At 62.6% G+C, this 19,778-nt stretch carries 19 protein-coding genes; 9 read left to right on the top strand and 10 right to left on the bottom strand.

Annotation, left to right across the window (positions count from 1 at the left end):
- Positions 1-80 precede the first annotated feature (80 nt).
- The 3 genes from OKW30_RS29055 to OKW30_RS29045 are packed head-to-tail and all read right to left on the bottom strand — an operon-like array spanning position 81 to position 3,010.
- Positions 81-1,352: a TRAP transporter large permease gene (locus OKW30_RS29055; RefSeq protein ID WP_187631453.1), complete on the bottom strand. Its 1,272-nt coding sequence runs from the start codon at positions 1,350-1,352 to the stop codon at positions 81-83.
- 11 nt (positions 1,353-1,363) lie between these two features.
- Entirely contained in the window at positions 1,364-1,897 is a 534-nt protein-coding gene (locus OKW30_RS29050) for a TRAP transporter small permease (RefSeq protein WP_429348306.1), read from the bottom strand.
- Positions 1,898-1,909: 12 nt separating this feature from the next.
- Positions 1,910-3,010, bottom strand: coding sequence for a TRAP transporter substrate-binding protein (locus OKW30_RS29045; protein WP_429348305.1), 1,101 nt, complete (start codon positions 3,008-3,010; stop codon positions 1,910-1,912).
- A gap of 206 nt (positions 3,011-3,216) precedes the next feature.
- Between OKW30_RS29045 and OKW30_RS29040 the strand changes: the two genes are divergently transcribed.
- From OKW30_RS29040 to OKW30_RS29010, 7 genes are all read left to right on the top strand, one after another.
- On the top strand, positions 3,217-3,789 hold the full coding sequence (locus OKW30_RS29040; RefSeq protein ID WP_429348304.1) for a MaoC family dehydratase: 573 nt from the start codon (positions 3,217-3,219) through the stop codon (positions 3,787-3,789).
- A gap of 49 nt (positions 3,790-3,838) precedes the next feature.
- Entirely contained in the window at positions 3,839-4,984 is a 1,146-nt protein-coding gene (locus tag OKW30_RS29035) for an acyl-CoA dehydrogenase family protein (protein WP_429348303.1), read from the top strand.
- Positions 4,985-5,028: 44 nt separating this feature from the next.
- A complete protein-coding gene (locus OKW30_RS29030; RefSeq protein WP_429348302.1) occupies positions 5,029-6,222 on the top strand; it encodes a CaiB/BaiF CoA transferase family protein in 1,194 nt (397 codons plus the stop codon).
- Positions 6,219-6,662, top strand: coding sequence for a MaoC family dehydratase (locus tag OKW30_RS29025; RefSeq protein ID WP_429348301.1), 444 nt, complete (start codon positions 6,219-6,221; stop codon positions 6,660-6,662). The genes OKW30_RS29030 and OKW30_RS29025 overlap by 4 nt, the downstream gene beginning before the upstream one ends.
- A gap of 189 nt (positions 6,663-6,851) precedes the next feature.
- Positions 6,852-7,745, top strand: a complete 894-nt coding sequence (locus OKW30_RS29020) for a helix-turn-helix domain-containing protein (RefSeq protein ID WP_187631447.1) — start codon at positions 6,852-6,854, stop codon at positions 7,743-7,745.
- Positions 7,746-7,890: 145 nt separating this feature from the next.
- Entirely contained in the window at positions 7,891-9,114 is a 1,224-nt protein-coding gene (locus OKW30_RS29015; RefSeq protein WP_429348300.1) for a glycoside hydrolase family 88 protein, read from the top strand.
- Between the two features lie 46 nt (positions 9,115-9,160).
- Positions 9,161-10,318: a fumarylacetoacetate hydrolase family protein gene (locus tag OKW30_RS29010; protein WP_429348299.1), complete on the top strand. Its 1,158-nt coding sequence runs from the start codon at positions 9,161-9,163 to the stop codon at positions 10,316-10,318.
- 636 nt (positions 10,319-10,954) lie between these two features.
- On the opposite strand, the gene OKW30_RS29005 is transcribed toward OKW30_RS29010, so the two are convergent.
- From OKW30_RS29005 to OKW30_RS28990, 4 genes are all read right to left on the bottom strand, one after another.
- A complete protein-coding gene (locus OKW30_RS29005) occupies positions 10,955-11,218 on the bottom strand; it encodes a hypothetical protein (protein WP_187631444.1) in 264 nt (87 codons plus the stop codon).
- A 496-nt stretch (positions 11,219-11,714) separates the two neighbouring features.
- A complete protein-coding gene (locus OKW30_RS29000; protein WP_429348298.1) occupies positions 11,715-12,155 on the bottom strand; it encodes an SET domain-containing protein in 441 nt (146 codons plus the stop codon).
- Between the two features lie 183 nt (positions 12,156-12,338).
- Positions 12,339-12,509, bottom strand: coding sequence for a hypothetical protein (locus OKW30_RS28995; RefSeq protein WP_429348297.1), 171 nt, complete (start codon positions 12,507-12,509; stop codon positions 12,339-12,341).
- 161 nt (positions 12,510-12,670) lie between these two features.
- Complete coding sequence (locus OKW30_RS28990) at positions 12,671-12,949, bottom strand: HU family DNA-binding protein (protein ID WP_429348296.1); 279 nt, start codon at positions 12,947-12,949, stop codon at positions 12,671-12,673.
- Positions 12,950-13,571: 622 nt separating this feature from the next.
- Between OKW30_RS28990 and OKW30_RS28985 the strand changes: the two genes are divergently transcribed.
- Together OKW30_RS28985 and OKW30_RS28980 are read left to right on the top strand one after the other, a co-directional pair.
- Positions 13,572-14,525: a DNA-binding protein gene (locus OKW30_RS28985; protein WP_429348295.1), complete on the top strand. Its 954-nt coding sequence runs from the start codon at positions 13,572-13,574 to the stop codon at positions 14,523-14,525.
- Entirely contained in the window at positions 14,522-16,000 is a 1,479-nt protein-coding gene (locus tag OKW30_RS28980) for a tyrosine-type recombinase/integrase (RefSeq protein ID WP_429348294.1), read from the top strand. Before OKW30_RS28985 ends, OKW30_RS28980 begins: the two co-directional genes overlap by 4 nt.
- A gap of 222 nt (positions 16,001-16,222) precedes the next feature.
- Here the strand turns inward: OKW30_RS28980 and OKW30_RS28975 are convergent, their stop codons facing one another.
- The 3 genes from OKW30_RS28975 to OKW30_RS28965 all read right to left on the bottom strand — a co-directional run bounded on the left by OKW30_RS28975 (position 16,223) and on the right by OKW30_RS28965 (position 19,753).
- On the bottom strand, positions 16,223-17,617 hold the full coding sequence (locus tag OKW30_RS28975; RefSeq protein WP_429348293.1) for a dsDNA nuclease domain-containing protein: 1,395 nt from the start codon (positions 17,615-17,617) through the stop codon (positions 16,223-16,225).
- Positions 17,614-18,072, bottom strand: coding sequence for a Mov34/MPN/PAD-1 family protein (locus OKW30_RS28970; protein WP_429348292.1), 459 nt, complete (start codon positions 18,070-18,072; stop codon positions 17,614-17,616). The genes OKW30_RS28975 and OKW30_RS28970 overlap by 4 nt, the downstream gene beginning before the upstream one ends.
- Before the next feature lie 142 nt (positions 18,073-18,214).
- The gene (locus OKW30_RS28965) at positions 18,215-19,753 is read right to left on the bottom strand and encodes a ThiF family adenylyltransferase (RefSeq protein ID WP_429348291.1); all 1,539 of its coding nucleotides are present in this window, start codon (positions 19,751-19,753) and stop codon (positions 18,215-18,217) included.
- Between the last annotated feature and the right edge of the window lie 25 nt (positions 19,754-19,778).

Genomic DNA, 19,778 nt, shown 5'->3' with positions numbered 1-19,778 from the left:
TGCGCGTGCGAACGGTCGACGCATACGGGATCGTGGAGATTGGGCCAATGGCGTGCAGCCGGCGGCCCATCGTCCTCGTGTTATTTGATTGCCAGCAGGTTCGGCAGGAAGCGTGGGATATGCGGGAAGACAATGATCAACAGCAGGTCGACCGCCAGCGCGAAGATGAACGGCAGGATCGCCCGAGTCGCTTTTTCGACGGACACACCGCCGATCGACGCAGCCGTAAAAAGGCAAAAACCGATCGGTGGCAGGTTGATGCCGATGGCCGAGTTGACCAGCACGATGACGCCGAACACCACCGGGTCGATATGCATCTGCACGACGAGCGGCAGGAACACAGGGATCACCACCGCGATACTCGAGATCGTTTCCAGTACCGTATGGGCTACGAGAAGGAAGAGATTGATCAGGATCAGCAACACGAACGCGCTGGTCGTCACGGCCAGGAAGCTGTTGGCGACGTGCAACGGGATCTGCGCCTCAATCAGATAGCGGCCGAGCACGAACGCGAGCCCGAGAAGAAACGATACCCGCGTGGTATTGATGGCCGTGCGCGTGAGTATTTCCCTGAATTGCGACAGCTTGAGCGACTTGAAGATGAAGACGCTCACCAGCGTCACGTAGAGCGCCGCGACGACGCCTGCTTCAACCGGCGTGAAGACGCCGCCGAGGATGCCGCCCAGAATGATCACGGGAGTCAGCAATGCCCAGATCGCCTGTCTGAACGTGGTCCACAGCCGCCTGGCGGAGAACGCTTCGACCGCCGTATAGTTCTGGCGCACGGCAGTCACATAGTTCACGAGCATGAAGGAAACGACCACCAGCAGCATCGGCACGATCCCCGCGACGAACATCGTTCCGACCGAAACGTTGGCGGTGTAGGCGTACACCAGCATGCTCATCGACACGGGCGAAAGCAGTCCGAGTGAGCCCGCTGCCGACTGCAGCGCCACTGCGAACGCGCGTGAATATCCCTGCTTGACCATCCCGGGAATCATGACCGAGCCGATCGCTGCGGTGTCAGCAGTCGCCGAGCCGGAGAGGTCGGCGAAGAACATGCTTGCGACGATCGTCACCTGCCCGATGCCGCCGCGCATAAAGCCGACAAGCGCCTGCGAAAAGTCGATGATGCGGCGCGAGACGCCGCCCGCATCCATGATGGCGCCTGTCAACATGAAGAACGGGATAGCCAGCAGGCTGACGTTATTCAGGTTCGAAAACAGCTGCTGCGGAATCACCAGCAGCGGGGTTCCATTCAGCGTCAATGCAATCGTCGCCGCAATGCCGATGCAAATGGCCACCGGTACACCCAAGCCGAGAAACCCGGCCCCTAGAGCGAGTGCCCACATGTTGATTCACCTCAGATATGTTCGGAGACGCCCTGCAACAGAGAGGGCCTCGTTTGCGCGCCGGGCGCGAGATGGGAAACCGCGATTCGCACCGCGGAATGAAAGACCAGCAACGCGCCGCCGACGGGAATCGAGAGGTACGGGTACACCATCGAGATCGGCAGAGAGGTCGCGGTTTCGGTGCCCATCAGTTCCAGCATGTCGCCACCGTACATAACGAACACCACGCCGAGCGCGAGGACTACGCAGTCGGTAAGGTCCGCCAGTGTCTGCGCGAAGGCGGGCGGACAACGGTCGGCCAGTACCCGCACCTCCGGATGCACCCGCAGCTTGGCTCCTGCCGCCGCACCGAGGCACGTGAGCCACACGAACAGATAAGCCGCGAGCTCGTCGGACCACGACAGCGAGTTGTGCAGGATGAAGCGAAAGACCACCCCGAGGCCAGCGACGAGCACCATCATGAGAAGCAGTCCACCGCAGAGGAACAGCGTGATCTTCAGGACCAGGTCGTCGATAAACAGGAGATTACGGGCAAGCTTTTCCATCGCACTCTCCCTTCATTTCGAAGCGACAGCGGACTTGTCGGCCGCCTTGATTTCCTGGTAAAGCGCCTGGCCATCGGGAATGTCGCTGAGCAGGCCCTGGCGCGCCCTTTCGGTCGCGGCCGCCCACGGCGCCGTGTTTATCTCGGTCACCTGGGTGCCATTCTTCTTCATCGTTGCGAGCGCGTCGTCGTACTCGTGCTTGTATTCCTTCATGTCGTAATCCGCGGCGACGGCGGCGGCGGCCTGAAACGCCTTCTGTTCGTCAGGCGAAAGACGCGTCCAGGCGCTTTTGCTCATTGCCAGCACCACGGGCAAGTAGTTCACGTGGGTCAGGTAGTAATGCTTGGCGACATCGGAAAATTTGTCCTGGATGAACTGCTCCGGTGACGTATCGCCGCCGTCGACCAGGCCTTGCGAAAGCGCCAGAAATAACTGGTTATAAGGCAGCGGCGTCGGGTTTGCGCCCAGTGCCTTATATCCCGCGATATAGCCGCTGCTCTGCATCACTCGCACTTTCATATCCTTCATGTCACCGAGCGAAGCAACGGGCTTTCTAGCCGTGAACAAATTGCGTTCGCCCACCGACAGCCACGTCAGGCCGATCATATTGACCGCCGGCATCATGTCGAGGAACTTGCGGCCGACCGGTCCTTGCAGAACCCGGTTGGCGTCGTCGATGCTGTTAAAGAGATAAGGCGTATCGAAGATCTGCCACTGCTTGATCGTGTTTCCAATCGGCGCCTGTGCGGAAATCATGAGCTCCTGCGTGCCGGTGCGCAGCGCTTGCGCCATCTGCACTTCGCCGCCGAGCTGTGACTGCGGGAAGATCTCGATCTTGACCTTGCCGTGGGTTCGCTGCGCGACCTCCTTCGCGAACACCTGGGCAGTCAGCTGATAGTGGTTGTCGGGAGCGAGGGTATGCCCCAGCTTCATGACGATCGGGTCGTCGGCACGGGCAACGCTGGCGACAACGACGCCTGCTGCGAGCAGCGTACCTACCATCATGGCGCGTCCTGCGCGGCGCGCGTTAAAGAATGATTTCATTTCGTCTCCTTCCGTACTGGAATGTAATTTTCGCGCCGCGTCAGGTCGATCCGTCTGCAGGCGCTTCAAGTATTCGTGAGTGCACGCAACGGGCGTTAGGACCGGTCGCCCGATTTCTTGTACTTTTTTACGGCGTCCTCGGTAGCAAGCGCCTCACAAACTGTGTGGCGACTTATCCAGCGCACACGAGGAAAACCCTTGGCGATATTGACTAATGACTGACCGGAGTCAATCCGCAGGCCGCTTGCGGATCGGCCGAAGACTGCAATCACTGCGTGCGTGCAGTCAAAAAAGTCCAAGCATTCGCCCAAACCGTCCTAACGGTCAGCAACCCGCACTCATTAAATTTGAGTCACGCCCGCCGGCCCCAATCAACAAGGAACAGGCCGGCTCCACAACCGACACTCACCTTCAGAACCACCATGGCCAAACGCCCGCACATGGATTGTTACGCGGTCGGCGACACCGCCGATTTCGCCAAGACCGTAACTGAATTCGATATCTACGGCTTCGCCGGGATCGTCGGCGATTTCTATGCCGTGCATTTGAACGAGGAATTCGCCAAAACCACGCGCTTCGAGAAGCGCATCGCGCAAGGATGTCTGTCGGTCGGCTTCTTATCGACTGTGATGGGCCATATGGCGCAAAAGGCGCCGAGCCCCGGTGCGGTTTCTTACCGCTACGACATCACGTTCAACGCGCCGGTATTTATCGGCGACACCGTCACTGCCCGGCTCACGCTGCGCGAGAAAGACGACGATCGCAACATATGCGTGTTCGGAGCAGAGGTCACGCGCCAGGACGGCACGGTGGTCGCATCTGGCGATACCTATCTGAAGGTGCTGTAACACAGCGCCCCGCCTTCAACCCATCTACCGCTTTTTCACAGAGTCGAACATGCCGCATTGGTTAAACGAACAACACACCGCGATACGCGACGCCGTGCGCCGTTTCGCGGAAAACGAAATCGCTCCTGTCTCGGAAGAGCTTTGGGAAGCGGAAGCCTTTCCTTACGACATCTGGAAGCGTGCCGGCCAGCTCGGCTTCGCCGGCCTGCCTTATCCGGAGAGTTGGGGTGGCGGCGGTGGCGAATGGCTTTCCTATGTGATCGTGTTAGAGGAACTCGCACGGGTAGATTGCGCAATCGCCAACTCTCTAATGGCCAATTCGACGGCCGCAAGCCTGCTTTCCAACTACGGCACCGATGAGCAAAGGGATCGTTATTTGCGCCCTATCCTCGACGGCCGCAAGGTCGGCGCGATCGGATTATCGGAGCCCAACGCGGGCTCCGACGCGGCTAACATCGCGACGCGTGCGACGCTGGAAGGCGACCAATACGTCATCGATGGATCGAAGACCTTCATTAGCAATTCCGGCACGGAAGTGACCGGGCCGGTCGTCATCGCCGCGGTAACGGGAACGCGCCCCGACGGCCGCAAGGAAATTTCTAACTTCATCGTGCCCAACGGCACCCCCGGTTTCAGCTACGGACGCAAACTGCGCAAGATCGGCTGGCGCGCATCGAGCACCTACGAGTTGTTCTTCGAGCGCTGCACGATCCCGACCGCCAACCTGCTCGGCGAACGCGGTGCGGGCTTGCGACAGACGCTCGCCCAGATCAGCACGGGCCGAATCCTGATCGGCGCGCTCGCGCTAGGCATCCTGCAGGGTTCACTGGATCGGTCGATCGCGTACATGAAAGAGCGGCGCGCATTCGGCAAGCCGATCGCCGAATTCCAGGCGCTGCAGTTCAAGATCGCTGACATGGCGGCCCACGCGCACGCCGCGCGGCTGATGCTCTACGATGCCGCCGCGCTGAAAGATGCGGGCGTTCGCTTCGATCAGCCAGCGTCGATGGCCAAGCTCTTCGCCACCGAGCGCGCGATGGAGGCGGCTCATCAGGCGTTGCAGATACATGGCGGTTACGGCGTGATGAGCGAGTACCCGGTGTCGCGCGCATTCGGCGACGCCAAGGTGTTGGAGATCGTCGAGGGGACCTCGGAGATTCAAAGAATGATCATTTCGCGAAACCTGCTTGCCTGAGCCCTCAGTCAAACAGATACGGACACGCGGTCGGGAGACAAGTCATGCTGGAAGGCATCAAGGTGTTAAGTTTTACTCACTTCTTGCAGGGCCCCGCCGCCGTGCAGATGTTGGCCGACGTCGGCGCGGACGTGATCAAGATCGAACCGCCGGGCGGCGCGTTCGAGCGCAGTTGGACCGGCTTCGATGCATATGTCGAAGGTGTGAGCATGTTTTTTCTGCTCGGCAACCGCAATCAGCGCAGCATCTCGCTGGATCTGCGCGACGAGCGCGCGCGAGAGATCGTCTGGCGGCTGATCAAGGAAGCCGATGTCCTGATCGAAAACTACCGGCCAGGCGTCCTGCAGCGCATGGGCTTCGGTTACGACGATGTCCGCGAGATCAACCCGCGGCTCGTGTACTGTTCGTGCACCGGCTACGGGTCATCGGGACCGTATCTCAAGCGGCCAGGGCAGGACCTGCTGCTGCAGGCCATCAGTGGCATGACGATGCTCTCCGGCGAGGCCGATTCCCCGCCCACGCCAGTCGGATCCGCGATCGTCGACCAGCACGCGGCGGCGTTGGCAGCCTTCGGCGTGGTCGCGGCCTTGCAGGCGCGTGAACGCACCGGCAAAGGCACGCTGGTCGAAAGCAACCTGCTCAACGCGGCGCTCGATCTTCAGATCGAGCCGTTCACCTACTACCTGAACAAGGGACCACTCTGGCCGCGCACGAACCCGCCGACCGGCAGCCGGTTCCATCCGGCGCCCTACGGGATTTACCGGACTCTCGACGGCTGGATCGCCGTTTCGCTCACGCCGACCGAGAAGCTGGCGGCGGCCTTGTCTCAACCCATGCTGGCCGCGTTTTCGCACCCAAAGGACAATGTGCGCCGCCGCGACGAATTGAACCGTATCGTGTACGACGCGCTGACCACGCGCACGACGGCCGACTGGATAACGACCTTCGACGAGCACGACATCTGGTACGCGCCCGTGAACGACTACGATCAGGTCGAGGCCGACCCGCAAGTGGCGCACAACCGCATCATCATGGAGGTCGACCATCCGCAGGCCGGGCCGGTTCGTTTGCTCGCGCATCCGGTTCGATACGACGGCGCAGCACCACCGCTCACCCGTCAGCCGCCGCGGCAAGGCGAGCACACCCGCGAGGTGCTCGCCGAACTCGGCTACGAGCCGCACGAAATCAATACGCTGGTCGAAGCCGGCGCGGCGCTGACCGAGCGGAGAACCGCATGAACACTTATCCGAATCGGTGCCACGAGATGCTGCGCTTTGACGATATCCAGATTGGCCGCTGCCAGATCCTCGTGCGTACGATCGCGGAAAGTGACGTGAACGCTTTCGGCCATCTGTCGGGCGACCTGAATCCGTTGCACATGGATCGGCACTTCGCGGCACGCACGCCATTCGGCCAGCGCGTGGCGCACGGCCTGCTGACCGCGGCATTGGTGTCGACGACGCATACCGGGTTGACCGGTCCCGGCTTCGTCTACGTTGGGCAGGAGTTGCGCTTTCTCGGACCCGTCTTCATCGACGATACGATCAAAATCCATGTGACCGTAGTCGAGAAAAAACCCGCCAAGCGCATCCTCGTGATGGACACGATGATTCGCAATCAGGACGGCAAGACGGTGCTGACCGGCCTGTCGGCGCTGAAGGAATTGCGTTTCCAATGAGCTGACAATTAGCAGGCGAGGCCAAACCCGTGCGGGTTTTCGACAACAGCCGTCACGCCGCTTTGCTAATTACAATTACGCCACGTTCGATGCCGAATCGGCGAAGGAGAAACAGCACGCTTGACTTAGCCAGGGAGTGAGCTGGCTGAGCGAGCCAGATAAGTGCGCTGGATGCAGGAGACAAATCAAATGCCTAGCGGTTGTGGATGTGAGTTGCCGGTCTTCAAGATCGCCCACTATGAGTATGGGTCGCGAATCAAGTCGATCGATTTTCATCTCGCGCCTCTCGAAGATATGAAATCGACGTTGCCGTATCCTCATCGGCACGAGTTCTATCACATCGTCTGGGTCGAGTTGGGCAGCGGCCACCACATCATCGACTCGATTCGCTACGAGGTGCGGCCCAATACGCTTTTTTTCATGGCCCCGGGCCAGATCCACGATTTCGCGTTGTCCGAAGACACCGTCGGGCACGCGATCAGTTTCTCGTCCGAATTTTTCGCGTTCAAGGTGCAGAACCGCCATTCGCAGACCGAGATTCCCGTCTACGATTTCGAGCGAATTCCTAACACGGTTTATATGAGCGACGCACAAGCTCAGGACCTTCATCGCGTGCTGGATGGAATCAATGCGGAATATCAGGGTGAAGAGGCAGGCTACGAGGACGTGATCTGGTCATATCTGCGGGTTCTGCTAATCAAGTCCGCGCGCCTGGGCGGCGACGCCGTCACCGAGGTCAATTCGTCGCGTAGCGTGCTGTTGTCGCGACGCTTCAAAAGCCTGCTGGAAAAACATTTCGCCACAATCCACGACGTCGCTCGCTACGCATGCCTGCTGAACGTCACGGAACGCGCGTTGAACGATGCAACGCGCCAGGCGCTCGGCAGCACAGCGGCCAAGCTGATTCGTGAACGCGTGATGCTGGAAGCGAAGCGTCTGTTGCTGCATTCGGAGGTCAATGTGGCGGAGATCGCAACACAGCTTGCCTTCGACGACCCGGCCTACTTCAGCCGATGTTTCCGCAAGCACACGGGCCGCTCGCCAATCGACTTCCGCCGCAGCCTGGAGAAACTGAGCATTTGAAGCAGTGGGACGATAGGCGTCCGGGTGCGACGTAGGAAAGTCCAATATAAGCCGCGCTTCGTCCTAACCGCTGGAACCGCCGCGCTCCTAGAATTTGCGTGCCCCCGTCACTCGGGAAACGCGAAAGTCATCAGGAGACAAAGCCGTGAATGCTTCGTACCAAGACCAAGGACTGTCCTCTGACCGGTCCGCCCTCTTCACCGATATCCTCGATCGCATTGCGACCAAAGTTGCAGAGGACGAGCCGACGCTCGGCGTCGAATTCCCCCAGATCACAGCGCCCGACGGAAAGTGGGTCCGGCTTCCGGCGTCGCTGTCCGCAGGCTACAGCGGTTCAGCGTGGAGCCACGGCAATTGGTTTTGTGGGTTCTGGGTCGGACTTTTGCTGACGTCGTATTTGCACACCGGCAACGACAAATACCTCTCGTGGGCCCGCGAGCGCATGCGTCTCGTCGCGCAGCGCGCGCAGGATCCTAACACGCACGACATCGGCTTTATCTTCGACAGCAGCGCCGTCCCCGGCTACGAAATCACCCGCGACTCGTGGTACGCGCAAATTGCGATGGAAGCCGCGGACAAACTGCGCGCGCGTCTTGTCACCACGCGCAGCGGCGCCTATCTCGCTTCCTGGGGTCCGCTTGACGATCCGCGCGGACGCAGCGCCTCGGCTATCGACACGATGGCTAATCTATCGTTGCTTTACTGGGCGGCGAACCATTCCGGGGACGGCAGTTATCGCCTCGCCGCCGAAGCGCACTCCGTCATGACCGCCAAGGCGTTTATCCGCCCCGACGGTTCGACTTATCACGCGGTGGAGTACGACGTGACAACCGGTGCGCGTCAGCGCGGCTACACGTTTCAAGGCGCATTCGACGAATCGGCGTGGAGCCGGGGCCAGGCGTGGGCCGTCTATGGCTACGTGAACACGGCGCGTGAGACCGGCAAGCGCAACTGGCTAGACCTTGCCGGGCGGCTAGCGGCGTACTATCTGCGCCGGCTCGATGGACGTCCTGTGCCACCGTGGGATTTCGACGCCACTGGCGCGGACGCGGAAATCAAGGACACTGCCGCAGCAGCGGTGATGGCGTCAGCGCTGATCGAGATGGGCCGTCTGCATCCCGACCCTGCTGATGCGGTTCGCTGGCGCGAACACGGACTCGCGATGCTCGAAGCTCTATGTCGTGACGAGTTTGCCTACGAACCTGCGCAGCGGGGACTTTTGAGGAATTCCTGCTATTCGAAGCCGCACAATGAAGGCGTCGATGGCGCGACGATGTTCGGCGATTTCTTCTTCGCGGAAGCACTGAGTCGCGTGATGCTGCCAGGCAGGCTTCGGCCGGCCGACACGCGACGCGAATCGCTCGCTTGAAGCGTGTCTCCCTCGCGGTTCCCAACTCTCGCTAGCCAGGCCGTCCATGATATCGAACGATCTTCCGCATTTTGTACCTACTGACCTATCCGATGCCCTGCTGGTCGGACGCATCTGGCGAAACGCGCCGATAGACGGGCCGTCGGTCGTCGTTGTTCGTGCCGGTCAGGCCTTCGACATCACGGCGTCGGCGCCGACGACCTCCGATCTGTTCGAGCACGTGGACCTCGTCAAGTTTGTGCATCACGTCGAGGGCGAGGCGCTTGGTCCCGTCGAGAACATCGGCCGCGCATTGCTGGCGCCGTGCGATCTTCAGGCCATCAAGGCATGCGGCGTGACCTTTGCCGCGAGCCTGCTCGAACGGGTCATTGAAGAACAGGCTAACGGCGACGCGACTCAAGCCGGCACGGTCCGGGCGACGATCGCGCAACTGATCGGCACTGATCTCTCCAGGATTCGCCCCGGCACGGCAGTTGCCGACTGTCTGAAGCGGGAACTGGAACGGCGCGGCACATGGTCGCAATATATGGAGGTCGGCATTGGGCCGGACGCAGAGGTGTTCACCAAGTCTCAACCGATGTCGGCGGTCGGCCACGGCGCGGACGTTGGGCTGCACCCGGCCTCCCGCTGGAACAATCCCGAGCCAGAAATTGTGCTGGCGGTAAACAGCCGCGGAACGATCGTCGGCGCAACCCTCGGCAACGACGTCAACCTCCGCGACATCGAGGGCCGCAGTGCGTTGCTGCTCGGCAAAGCGAAAGACAACAACGGCTCATGCGCGATCGGTCCTTTTATCCGGTTGTTCGATGAACGCTTCACCATGGACTCGGTGCGGGCGGCCAGCGTGTCGCTCAGGATAGAAGGCGCGGACGACGGATTTATTCTCGAAGGCGTGAGCCACATGCGCGAGATCAGCCGTGACCCAGAGGAACTTGTGGCCCAGACTGCCGGGCCGCATCACCAGTATCCAGACGGCTTCATGCTGTTCCTCGGCACGATGTTCTCTCCAATTGAAGACCGGCATGCTCCGGGCAGCGGCTTCACGCATCACCTCGGGGACAAGGTGACGATTGCAACGCCGGAGCTCGGCGCACTTGTCAACACCGTGCAGTCGTCAACCGAAATCGCGCCCTGGCGATTCGGCGTACGCGCTCTTTACGAGACCCTTGCAAAACGGCGGGCGCTTGCCCGCGCCATGGCGTAGGTAAGCGATGCGTAAATCCGGCACTGAGCGCGATAAAAAAATTTCCGCGAGACCGGCGGTGACGGTCAGTCGAAGGCGGCCTGTCGCGTCACCCGGCTTAGAAAAGCTGATTCGAGCCGCAATTGTCAACTTGCCGAGGGTTAGACCGCACGACGGCAGGTGTGACGACTGGTCCGAAAGCAGTCGATCGAAGTGGCGATGGGTCTTTCGCAATCGGAGTATTTCTCGGCGCTGCCGTGCACACTTTTGTACGTCCAGAGTGCGCTTCGGGTGGTGGTGTCGTCGCTTGTCTAGAGGCGAAACACCCGCCGTGATCCGGTCGAAGTGTCTCAGCGCCTCGTAACAACTCGTGCCGAAGGCGAGATGGAACCTGGATCTCAAGCTCTTGCGCCCATGAGAAACCCTCTTCTTCACCCTGAAACTTTCGCAGATCGGCGCGCAGGCGTGGTTCAGCCACCCCGCACTATTGCATCCGCGGCTCCCATCGATCACGGACCCGTCGGAAAGCCCGAGGAGAAAGGTATGTCCCTCGACGCCTTCGCGCCGGTGACGACGCAAAATCCATTTATCTGTGCGACGTCGGCGAGTTGCGCCCTATCGCCGCCCGTCACTCACGGAAACGCTGTGCGGCCCTGCTCACTGCTCGCAAATGGAATCCCCGAACAGATCCAGGGTAGTGCCACGCTGCCGCGCCGGCAGTGCGCCACTGCGAAGCTCGGCAACCACTGCCTGCGGCAGCCACGCGTCTTCCATCGCGTCGATGCCCTTCTCGATCAACTGCTTGAGGAAAAACGACTGGCTGCGCCCTGTGATGTCCGCCAGCAGTCTCAATCGCTGTTCGATCGCCGCCTCGACGCGGACCGCGATGACGTGCGAGCTGTTCCCTGACTTCCTTCTCAACCTCGGCTCCTGATTGCATCTGTGCGCCGCAGACCGGCGCCTTCTCGCGCTGTTTTACCACAAGCGGACCGAACGGCGTTGGGTACCGGAGATTGCTGCCTGGACTCGCGCCGCGTCGACGGCGAAATGGTGTCCACGCCCGGTCCCATCCTGGCGTCGGGCGGAGTAAGGAAGTTACCGTCGATACGGATACCGCGCCATCCCTCACAAGGGTGTCGGCACACCAATCCGTGAAGATGCGTTTGCGAAAAAAATATCGCAAAACGAAGCTATCAAGATAAGTTTTCTTATTTCAATGGCTGTATTTCGGCCACTAAAGTCTCCTTACGCAAATCAAGCCTCTGCAAGACTAGACTGATCCTTGAACCGTCCGCCGTCTTGCTCAGATCCTGCTGGCACCGCAATTCCGGGTTGACAGAATTGTTGCGTTCTACGGCTTCGTTGCGTGGCCGCTTTCCAGAACCTCGCTGTTTACTGACTACCTTCGACACCCAGTTCACGCCGCGTCCGTCAGCATCGACTGACGACAATCCAATGCGGCGCACCGGCACGCGTACTGCGCGCGAACCTCTTCATCGAGCGGATCGTCAGTCGCCAGCAGATATTCAATAAACAGTTCTTCGCCGACGTCGATCGGCCGCAGCGTGTGGATGAAGATGCGACTGCCGTCTTCGATGGTCTCGCAGCTGGGGGCACACGCATGGTTCAGCCATCGCCCGCTATTGCCGCCACGGCTGCCGTCAATCACGCGTCCATCGGACAGCCCAAAGAGGAACGTATGTCCAGCGACGCCTTCCCGCCGGTGACGACGCACGGCCTCGCGCCAGCGTGTAACTTCGCCCTTGTACTCGAGCACGCGCTCGCCTGCCTCGAGGGCGCGCATCGCGAAAACACCCCTGCCATGAACTGAAGACTGCCGGACAATCACGCGCCGCATACCGTTTCCCTATTGATATCCGCGCAAGTATAAAGCGGCAAATTTCCGCATCCACTGCGATGCGATGTGTGAATCACCGTCAGGCCCGCGACCGTGGTCTTCGCGTTGAAACTGGAGCGTTCAGGTCCAACCGCGCAGGAATTTGAAAGACAAGGTCAGACTTTCCAGCAGAGACGTCTGAAATCAGAATAGCTGCGCGCCAAGCTCGCGCAGGCTGTCCCATTTGACGGTGCTGACGAAGGTCCGGCCTGTGGTGTCGAGCGATTCGATCATGGCGCGCTGAATCCGCGCTTCGGCGACAACCCGCACGATGCACGCCTGGTAGCGCAGCAGCGTCCCGGTGCGCCATGGCATTTTCGCCGCTCATGCTACCAGGTCGACTGCGACCGGTCTAGGCCGCTGGCCGCGCGTTGCCCGTCTCAACGATAGTCGCCGGTAGCAACAACAGCCTTTGTGCAGACGGCAAGCCCTCTGGCATTGCCGCCTCCGGCGACGCGGGCAACGTGATCCTGCTGTCAGGCGCCGTTCACCGCATCCTTGAACGCCTTGCCGGCCGTGAACTTCACGGTGTTCGCGGCGGGGATCTGGATTTCGGCGCCGGTAGCGGGGTTGCGGCCCACGCGCGCGGCGCGGGCACCGGTCGAAAACGAGCCGAAGCCGATCATCTGGACGGTATCGCCTTTGGTGATCGCCGCGGTCACGGTGCCGATGAAGGCGTCGATCATTTCCGCTGTTGCCGTCTTGCTGTCACCCGTCGCTGCAGCGACGGCGTCGACCAGTTCCTGCTTGTTCATGAGTCATTCCTCGTTGTGGTAGTTGATCGCGCCACCCTACCCCATCGGCGCGCGTTTGCGCAATGCCGCCGGCAGCCCGACCGGTCCGTCGCGACACGGGGCATCGCCAGTGCGCGACGTCGGAGCACGATGTTTCCCGCGTCGGCGGCAGGCGCCGCAGCCGCGCCTGAAAGTTCTTGCTCATTATCAGGGCCGCGTCATTTCAATGGCGATAGCTGCTTAGCGCCATTGAATTTAATGGCACGGCGCACGCGTGCATTCCATTGCCTCACATCAAACATGGCAGTGAGCATCGACGTCAAGTTTTCGCAATAAACGTCGCGCCGGATCGAGCGATAAAAACCGTCCCATCCTATCTCGATGGCTTTGAGGGCGCATGGTTGCGACGCTCAGCCGTGTTGCCGCAGCCCGCAGGGCCCCCCGCTTGCCTGCACAGGTGACCGCGCGGGCTGGCCACGATAAGGGCGTTTATCGCGGCGAGGATGTTTTTAACCGCGACAAATGCGGTTTTCTTGCGTCAGGCCTGTGCGTAATCTAATGTGGAAATTCCGCCCTGCGCTTCGCGCGGCCGGCTTTTTCCGACCTTCCCACCTCGCGCTGGACTCCGCTGCCGGAGATCCCCATGTCCCGCCCCGCCGCCGTCACCCCCGATGCGATCCGTACCACCGTCCTCGCCATGCTCGCGGAGGCGGGCGAGACCGCCCCCGCGTCCGACGCCCGTTTCCGCCGGATCGTGTCGGTCCGCAAGCTGCGCGCGCGCCTGGGCGCTGGTGACCCCGCCACGCTGTCGCGGCACCTGAACGCCATCGAGGCCGAACTCGTCCACGCAGGCCTCGCCGGCTTCGCCGTGCCGGACGTGCCGCCGGCGATCGCTGCGCAGATGCGTGCCCTGTGGGAAGCCGCAGTCGCGACGCAACTCGAGGGCATTGTCCAGCTGCGCCGCGAGACCGAAGCGATAGTGGAAACCGCCACCGAGGCGCAGCGCAACGCCGGGCTGAAGGTCGAACTGCTGCGGGTCGAACTCACTGACGTGCGCAGCCAGCTCAGTGCGCGCGACGCGGAACTGGCCGTCGCCCGCGCCGCGTTCGAGGCGGCCGAGAAACGTGCCGCTGTTGTCGAGAACACCCTGGGACAGCTGCAGACGCAGCTGAAGAACGCTGAGACAGCGACGGCCGAGTCCGCCCGTCGGCATGCCAGCGGACTGGCGGCCGAACGGGCACGCTATGACGGCCTCTCGAAGCAGTTGCTGCGGGAAACGGCGCACCAGCGCGAAACCTTCCAGACCGAACGCGCGCGCCTCGAAACGGAACTCGCTCGCGCGGCGGAGCGCCTCGCGGCCTTCGAGTCGCTGCGCGACCGGCTGCTCACCGAACTGGCGGAGGAGCGAAATTCGCGGCAGCACGCCGCGGCGGAGGCGGCCGCACTCGCCACCGTGGTGGAGCAGCAGCGGCAGACGCTGGCGCTCGTCGGCACCGCGACGGCAAAGAAGCAAGCTGCCGGCGGCCGGCGGCCAGCGCGCGGCGCGACCCGAACGACACCGGCGGCCGCCAGCACGTCGTCAAGGAGAGCGCGATGAATCCCTCCGACTGGCACGATGCGGGCTGCCGTCCCCCACAGCGTCTGCCCGGTTCCGTCGAGGCCGCGCTCGAGTACCTCGCGCACGCACTCGGCCACCCGCTATACCTCCGCTGGACCCTCACCGCACTCAAGAGGGGCTGCCCGTCGCTGGCCGACGCGAAGCGCGAGCACCCCGCCGTGTTCGCGCTGCTGCTCGAGCACGACACCGCGATCGAGTACTGGGAGCGCGGGCGCCTGCGCGTCGTTCCTGAAGCCGCGGCGCCCTCCGCGACTACCGTGCTCGAACGCGTCCTGCGGCAGCACCGGCGGCGCTTCCGTCGGGCCGCGACTGACGCGGCGGCACACAGCGCGCGGGGTTCCACCGTCATCACGCCGGACGCGGCGCTGCTGCCTGCCGGCGTCGGGGCGACGTGGGTCGCCCGCGCGGGCCGCTTTGCCAATCCGGTGGCGCTAACCAACACCCTCGGGGTCGCCGATGATACGCAGGCAGTGCGGCTTTTTCTGCGCGAGCGGGCTTCGCACTCGCCTCATACGCTGCGTGCCTACGTGACGGAGTTGCGGCGGCTCGCGGCCTGGTGCACACGCGAACGGCTGGGACCGTTTTCCGACCTGACACGGCAGGACCTGATGGCCTACCGCGATGCCGTGCAGGCGCCGCAGGCCGATGCAGCCGGGAACGTCCGGCGTGCTGCCCCGGCCACCGTCTCCCGTGCGCTCGCCGCGGTCTCGAGCCTGTTCGCCTGGTGGCACCGCACGGGCTACCTCACCGTCAATCCAGCCGAAGGACTGGCCGCCGGACGCCGCGCACGCATGACGTGGACCCCGGTGCGGTTCCTGCCGGCCGCCGCGCTCGCCCACTGCGACGCGGTCGCGGGCGGCGACGCGCCAGCGGACGTATCGCCCACGGTCTGGGCCCGACGCCTCGCCATCTGGACGCTGTACCGCTTCGCCGGGATGCGGCTCGCGGAACTGGTGTGGCATGAAGATCTGGCGCTGCCCCGGATCGATGTCGACGAGGCCCGGCAGTGGACGCTGCACGTCACAGGCAAGGGCGGCAAGGAGCGCGCAATTCCCCTGCCGTCGGCCTGCCTGCCGGCCCTGCGCACGTACCGGCGTTTGCGGGGGCTGCCCGCGGAGCCGCCGCCAGGCGAACGATTACCGCTGATCCACAGCGAGCGAGGTCGCGCGCTCGGCGTGAGTGGGCTTTATGACGAGGCGCGGGCCGTGTTTGCGCTGGCCGCTACGCGCGTGCCGATGGGGGACAGCGCGATGCGCGCGGCACTGGAGGCGGCCTCCACGCACTGGCTGCGCCATGGCTATGCCCGTACACTCGTGGTCGACCACCGCGTGCCGCTGCCGGTCGCGCAGGCGCTGCTGGGCCACGCGTCGGTGCAGACGACGGCGGCCTATGCGCGGACCGATATTTCGCAGCTCAGGGAGTTTGTCGAGGGGAGTTTTCCGCACGACGATTAACCCGTCGCGGAAATAACGGAAATACGTCTTGATTGCCAGTTCGATCAAGGCTCATCGCTGATCGACTTCCCTACTTCCGCTCTTGATCGTTCTTCGGCCATACCCGCCATTCACGCTCTCTCGGGAGCAGTCATTGCGGAATGACTGCTCCCGAGCAAAGCGACCAGGCGCTATCGGCCAAGGAGCGGACGCTGGATGCGTTGCTCCAGGGCTACCGATTCCTCAGGGTGCCAACAAGCAGGTCGCGACGTACGAACTGTCGACCCAGTCGTAGAGCTGGATGCGGCCGATCGCGTTGAGGCGATGCCCCAGCATCATCGCGAAGTGCGACGGCGCCTTGATAAAGAGATGGATGACGTCCAGCCGGTGATTGGAGCGGAAGTCGATCAAGGCAGACTTGGCCTCCGCCACAGCCCTATTTAGCATCAGCGGACCGTCAATCGCATTGGCACTGGTGAGATCCAGACGCGGCGCCCGAGCGAGGTTCTCCGCTGTCGCTCTTGCGACGTCCGCAACAGCCCGCGTTGGGAACGCGATACTTACCACGCCCTCCTTGACACCGTCGTCGCCTCGGGTCGAATCAGCAGTGAAGAACGGGCCAAGTGCCTGCGCATGCTCGTCAGTGCGGAAGCGCGCGCCGTTGTGCTCGATGTCGAGGATGAAACCTCGGGTGGCGGCGAACGAGTAGCCCAGCAAACAAGCCAGCGACATCCTTTGTTTGCTTGAAAGTGCGATGGCGGAGCGTGAGCGGCTGCGCTTGATGAACTCGCCGATGGCCGCTGCGCGAGCGGAAAGGCGTTGCCAGTCGTTCACCTTCAACGCCTCGCGGGCAGGCCCGTTGAACGGCTCGACGACAAGGCAAAGTTCGTGCTCCGACACAACGTCACTGAGGCTCAATAGGGTCGGTGTTTTTGCCCAGAGCGCCGCGTCGGCGGCCAGCACTTCGAGTAAAGCAGCCTCAATCTCCGCGCGCATCACTGGCCCACGCGCTGAGCGCGTCACCAGGCGACCGCAGTGCTCCCGGAAGGCGGCTGCGTCCTTGGCACGCAGGTTGACGTTCGGCAAGTAGCGGTCGATCTCGCTGGGGAATGCAGCATGCGCGTTCTCGTCAGCGTAGGTGACGAAGTCCACCCGATCGACCACGAACTGCGCCAGCCCCCGCGGCTGCTTCCTGTCCATAATCCACTGGATGATTTCATCACGGGTCTGAGCCAACATCGGCGAATCGGCATCGTATGAAGCGCCCACACCGCGCAGACGCGAAGCCATGGCGACCAGGGGCGCTATCTTGCCGTTGAAATTGCGGCACACTAGGACGAAGCGCGGAAACTCCGCCGGCGATGTCTCGTGGACCTTCTCGAACTGCCGTATTTCGTCCCAGAAAGCGCTCCAGGACAACGCGTAGCCCTTGGCTTCAAAGAAGATGCGCACGGTGGCACCGTCCGTGCCGAAGTAGCATACCTCGATGTCACCCACCGCCTCGCTTACGACGTGACTGAAGGCGCCCTGCGCGAGCCAGCGTGGAAGATGCTGCAGGACGAAGGCGTCCTGATAGCCGAACCCTTCCCGTGCGATGGCGCCGCCAGTGGACTCGTTTGCCAGCAGACTTGCTTTCATTCAATACCCTCCAGGTCGAGTTTTGACAGGTGGACGCTGCCATCAGGCAGGTAAGTATGCGCACTGCCTTCAAGTTGCTGGCAGTGAAGCCGAAACACGAGCAACACTACGAAGTTCGCCCCGACGCGACGGTCAGTCGCGAGCTCGCGCATGGTGGTGTGGTCTTTGGCGCTAGGCTGCACGCTGAAAAGCGGATGCGAGTGCCACTCGCCAAGGTAGTTGAAGCGCGTGAAGTCGTTGCCCTTCGAACGGCAGTACGTCTTGATGGCCTTGACCATCCCACCCATGCCGCGAACGAATGCAGCGACAGCGCCAGGCTGGTGCACCGTCAGGCTGCGCACGGCGAAGTCGTTCGTGCCGACGTGCTCGCCCAGCAGCACGCCGCCGCACTCCCGAACTCCGGCGCGCCGGAGGGCAGCGATGAGCGGCGCCTGCACCTCAGGCGGAATCGTCACCCGTAACACTCGCGCTCCCTTTTACGGCGTTCAAGAGGTCGCCAAGGGCGGCGGCCTCGTCATCGGACAAAGGCGGTGCAGCAGCCGCAACTGTGGCGCCTGGGCACTGGATAGGGACGGTGTCGAACGGCTGCTTGAACTCTCAGAATTTCTTGAACCCGAGCAGGTAGGCCGCGACCGGGTATTCGGACTCGCCACCGCTGCAGACCGCATCCAGGGCGAAGGCGGTCATGGCGGCGGCGAGGTAGCTCACCTCTGCATCGCCGGCAACGAGGACCTTGTCACGAATGCTTAGCGCGTAGCGGTTGGTTTCGGCATACGGCACGGGCTCCATGGTTTCCATGACCCCAAAGACGTGGGTGCGAACGCCTAGTGGGTCAGCATCCCGGCCCGGCCTGCTGCGTGCCATCAGTGCCCCAAAGCCACCGGCAAAGACTTCACCCCAGACCAGCGGCACTTGCGCCCGCTTGCACACGGCGGCAAGCGTCAAGAATGCGTCCGAGTTGGCGGTCGCGTCGATGACCAGATCGCTACTGCCGATGATTTCCGCCAGCCTAGCGGCGGCGAGGGGATTTTCCTGGCCAGCAACTTCAAAGGGCACCGGTAACACGTTGGCCTCCGGTGCAACAAGCCGAATGCGCTCGGCAGTTACTTCAACCTTTGCGAAGCCCACGCCCCGCCAGTCGAGGTCGTTGCGCACGAGGTTCTGCGGCAGCAGCGCGTCGGTGTCAAGGAGCGCAAACGCGCGCACGCCTGACCGCGCCAGCGAGACGGCGATCTTGCTGCCCAGTGACCCGAGGCCGACCACCGCCACTTTCAGTGTGCTCAATTCGGCGTACGCCGGGGGCAGGCGGGCCTGCTCGCTTGCCCCGGCGTCGATGACGGCCAGTTCGGTGACCGAGACGGTCTCGCCCGACGGCACGAAAAAGGCGCGGACGTGGCGTTGGGTGTCGCACACGATGACGGTCTTGTTGCCCGCCTCGCCGACCATCGGCCACCCATCGCCGACTAGGCTCGCCAGATCGTCCAGCGTACTGACCTTGGAGCCGGGTGTCTTCGGCATCGAGATAGCCCAGCCGCTGCCGGTATTGATCCCCGGCAGTTCTGGCACGCCGGTCAGGCGCTGCGGCGAGTCATCGCCCACCTCGGTTGCGAAGGTCAACTCGCATTCGCCCAGCTTGGTCGTCGCGGTCTTCATAGGCCACGCCGGCCCGTGCGAGGCGGTTGCCAGCCGTTCGACGAACTGTGGCGTCACCAGGAACCGGCGGCTTTCGCCGCGCAGGGCTTGCCCATTCGTAAGGTGATGGCGCGACGGGGCTGACAGGGTCCCGGGCAAGACGACACGCAGTACCTCGCTCCACAGCAGCTTATTCGCGCTTCGTACGAGCTCGACCCCGGTGACGCTCGGGTCCCAGTTGTCGGGGCCGCGCTCCAGACACAGCACGCCGCTGCCAAGGTACTGATGCCCGCTCCAGGACTCACTCGGGCGTTGGGGGCGGATAAACGCTGGGACATCCGGAAAGTACCGCGGATAGACCAGCACACCGTCGAAGGTGCCGTGCAGCAGCGCCAGCGTAAAGCGCAACTCCAGCTCGCCGCCTGCGGTGGCGCTCCACCCCTGCATGCGAAACCACGCTACTTCGTGCGCAAAGGTGTCAAGCAGGCGCTTTTCCTGCGCCATGCGCTGGGGCTGCTCAACTAGCAAG

Source organism: Paraburkholderia sp. Clong3 (assembly GCF_050436485.1).
GTDB lineage: Bacteria > Pseudomonadota > Gammaproteobacteria > Burkholderiales > Burkholderiaceae > Paraburkholderia > Paraburkholderia tuberum.
Note: the sequence above shows the minus strand (reverse complement) of the source record. Positions and strands in the feature narration are given on the sequence as shown.

Coding starts and splice junctions, on each gene's coding strand:
- OKW30_RS29025 (WP_429348301.1), top strand. CDS start 6,219: ATGAACACTTATCCGAATCGGTGCCACGAGATGCTGCGCTTTGACGAT.
- OKW30_RS29055 (WP_187631453.1), bottom strand. CDS start 1,352: ATGTGGGCACTCGCTCTAGGGGCCGGGTTTCTCGGCTTGGGTGTACCG.
- OKW30_RS28985 (WP_429348295.1), top strand. CDS start 13,572: ATGTCCCGCCCCGCCGCCGTCACCCCCGATGCGATCCGTACCACCGTC.
- OKW30_RS28995 (WP_429348297.1), bottom strand. CDS start 12,509: ATGCCATGGCGCACCGGGACGCTGCTGCGCTACCAGGCGTGCATCGTG.
- OKW30_RS28980 (WP_429348294.1), top strand. CDS start 14,522: ATGAATCCCTCCGACTGGCACGATGCGGGCTGCCGTCCCCCACAGCGT.
- OKW30_RS29050 (WP_429348306.1), bottom strand. CDS start 1,897: ATGGAAAAGCTTGCCCGTAATCTCCTGTTTATCGACGACCTGGTCCTG.
- OKW30_RS29010 (WP_429348299.1), top strand. CDS start 9,161: ATGATATCGAACGATCTTCCGCATTTTGTACCTACTGACCTATCCGAT.
- OKW30_RS29000 (WP_429348298.1), bottom strand. CDS start 12,155: ATGCGGCGCGTGATTGTCCGGCAGTCTTCAGTTCATGGCAGGGGTGTT.
- OKW30_RS29030 (WP_429348302.1), top strand. CDS start 5,029: ATGCTGGAAGGCATCAAGGTGTTAAGTTTTACTCACTTCTTGCAGGGC.
- OKW30_RS29035 (WP_429348303.1), top strand. CDS start 3,839: ATGCCGCATTGGTTAAACGAACAACACACCGCGATACGCGACGCCGTG.
- OKW30_RS29020 (WP_187631447.1), top strand. CDS start 6,852: ATGCCTAGCGGTTGTGGATGTGAGTTGCCGGTCTTCAAGATCGCCCAC.
- OKW30_RS28965 (WP_429348291.1), bottom strand. CDS start 19,753: ATGGCGCAGGAAAAGCGCCTGCTTGACACCTTTGCGCACGAAGTAGCG.
- OKW30_RS28990 (WP_429348296.1), bottom strand. CDS start 12,949: ATGAACAAGCAGGAACTGGTCGACGCCGTCGCTGCAGCGACGGGTGAC.
- OKW30_RS28975 (WP_429348293.1), bottom strand. CDS start 17,617: ATGAAAGCAAGTCTGCTGGCAAACGAGTCCACTGGCGGCGCCATCGCA.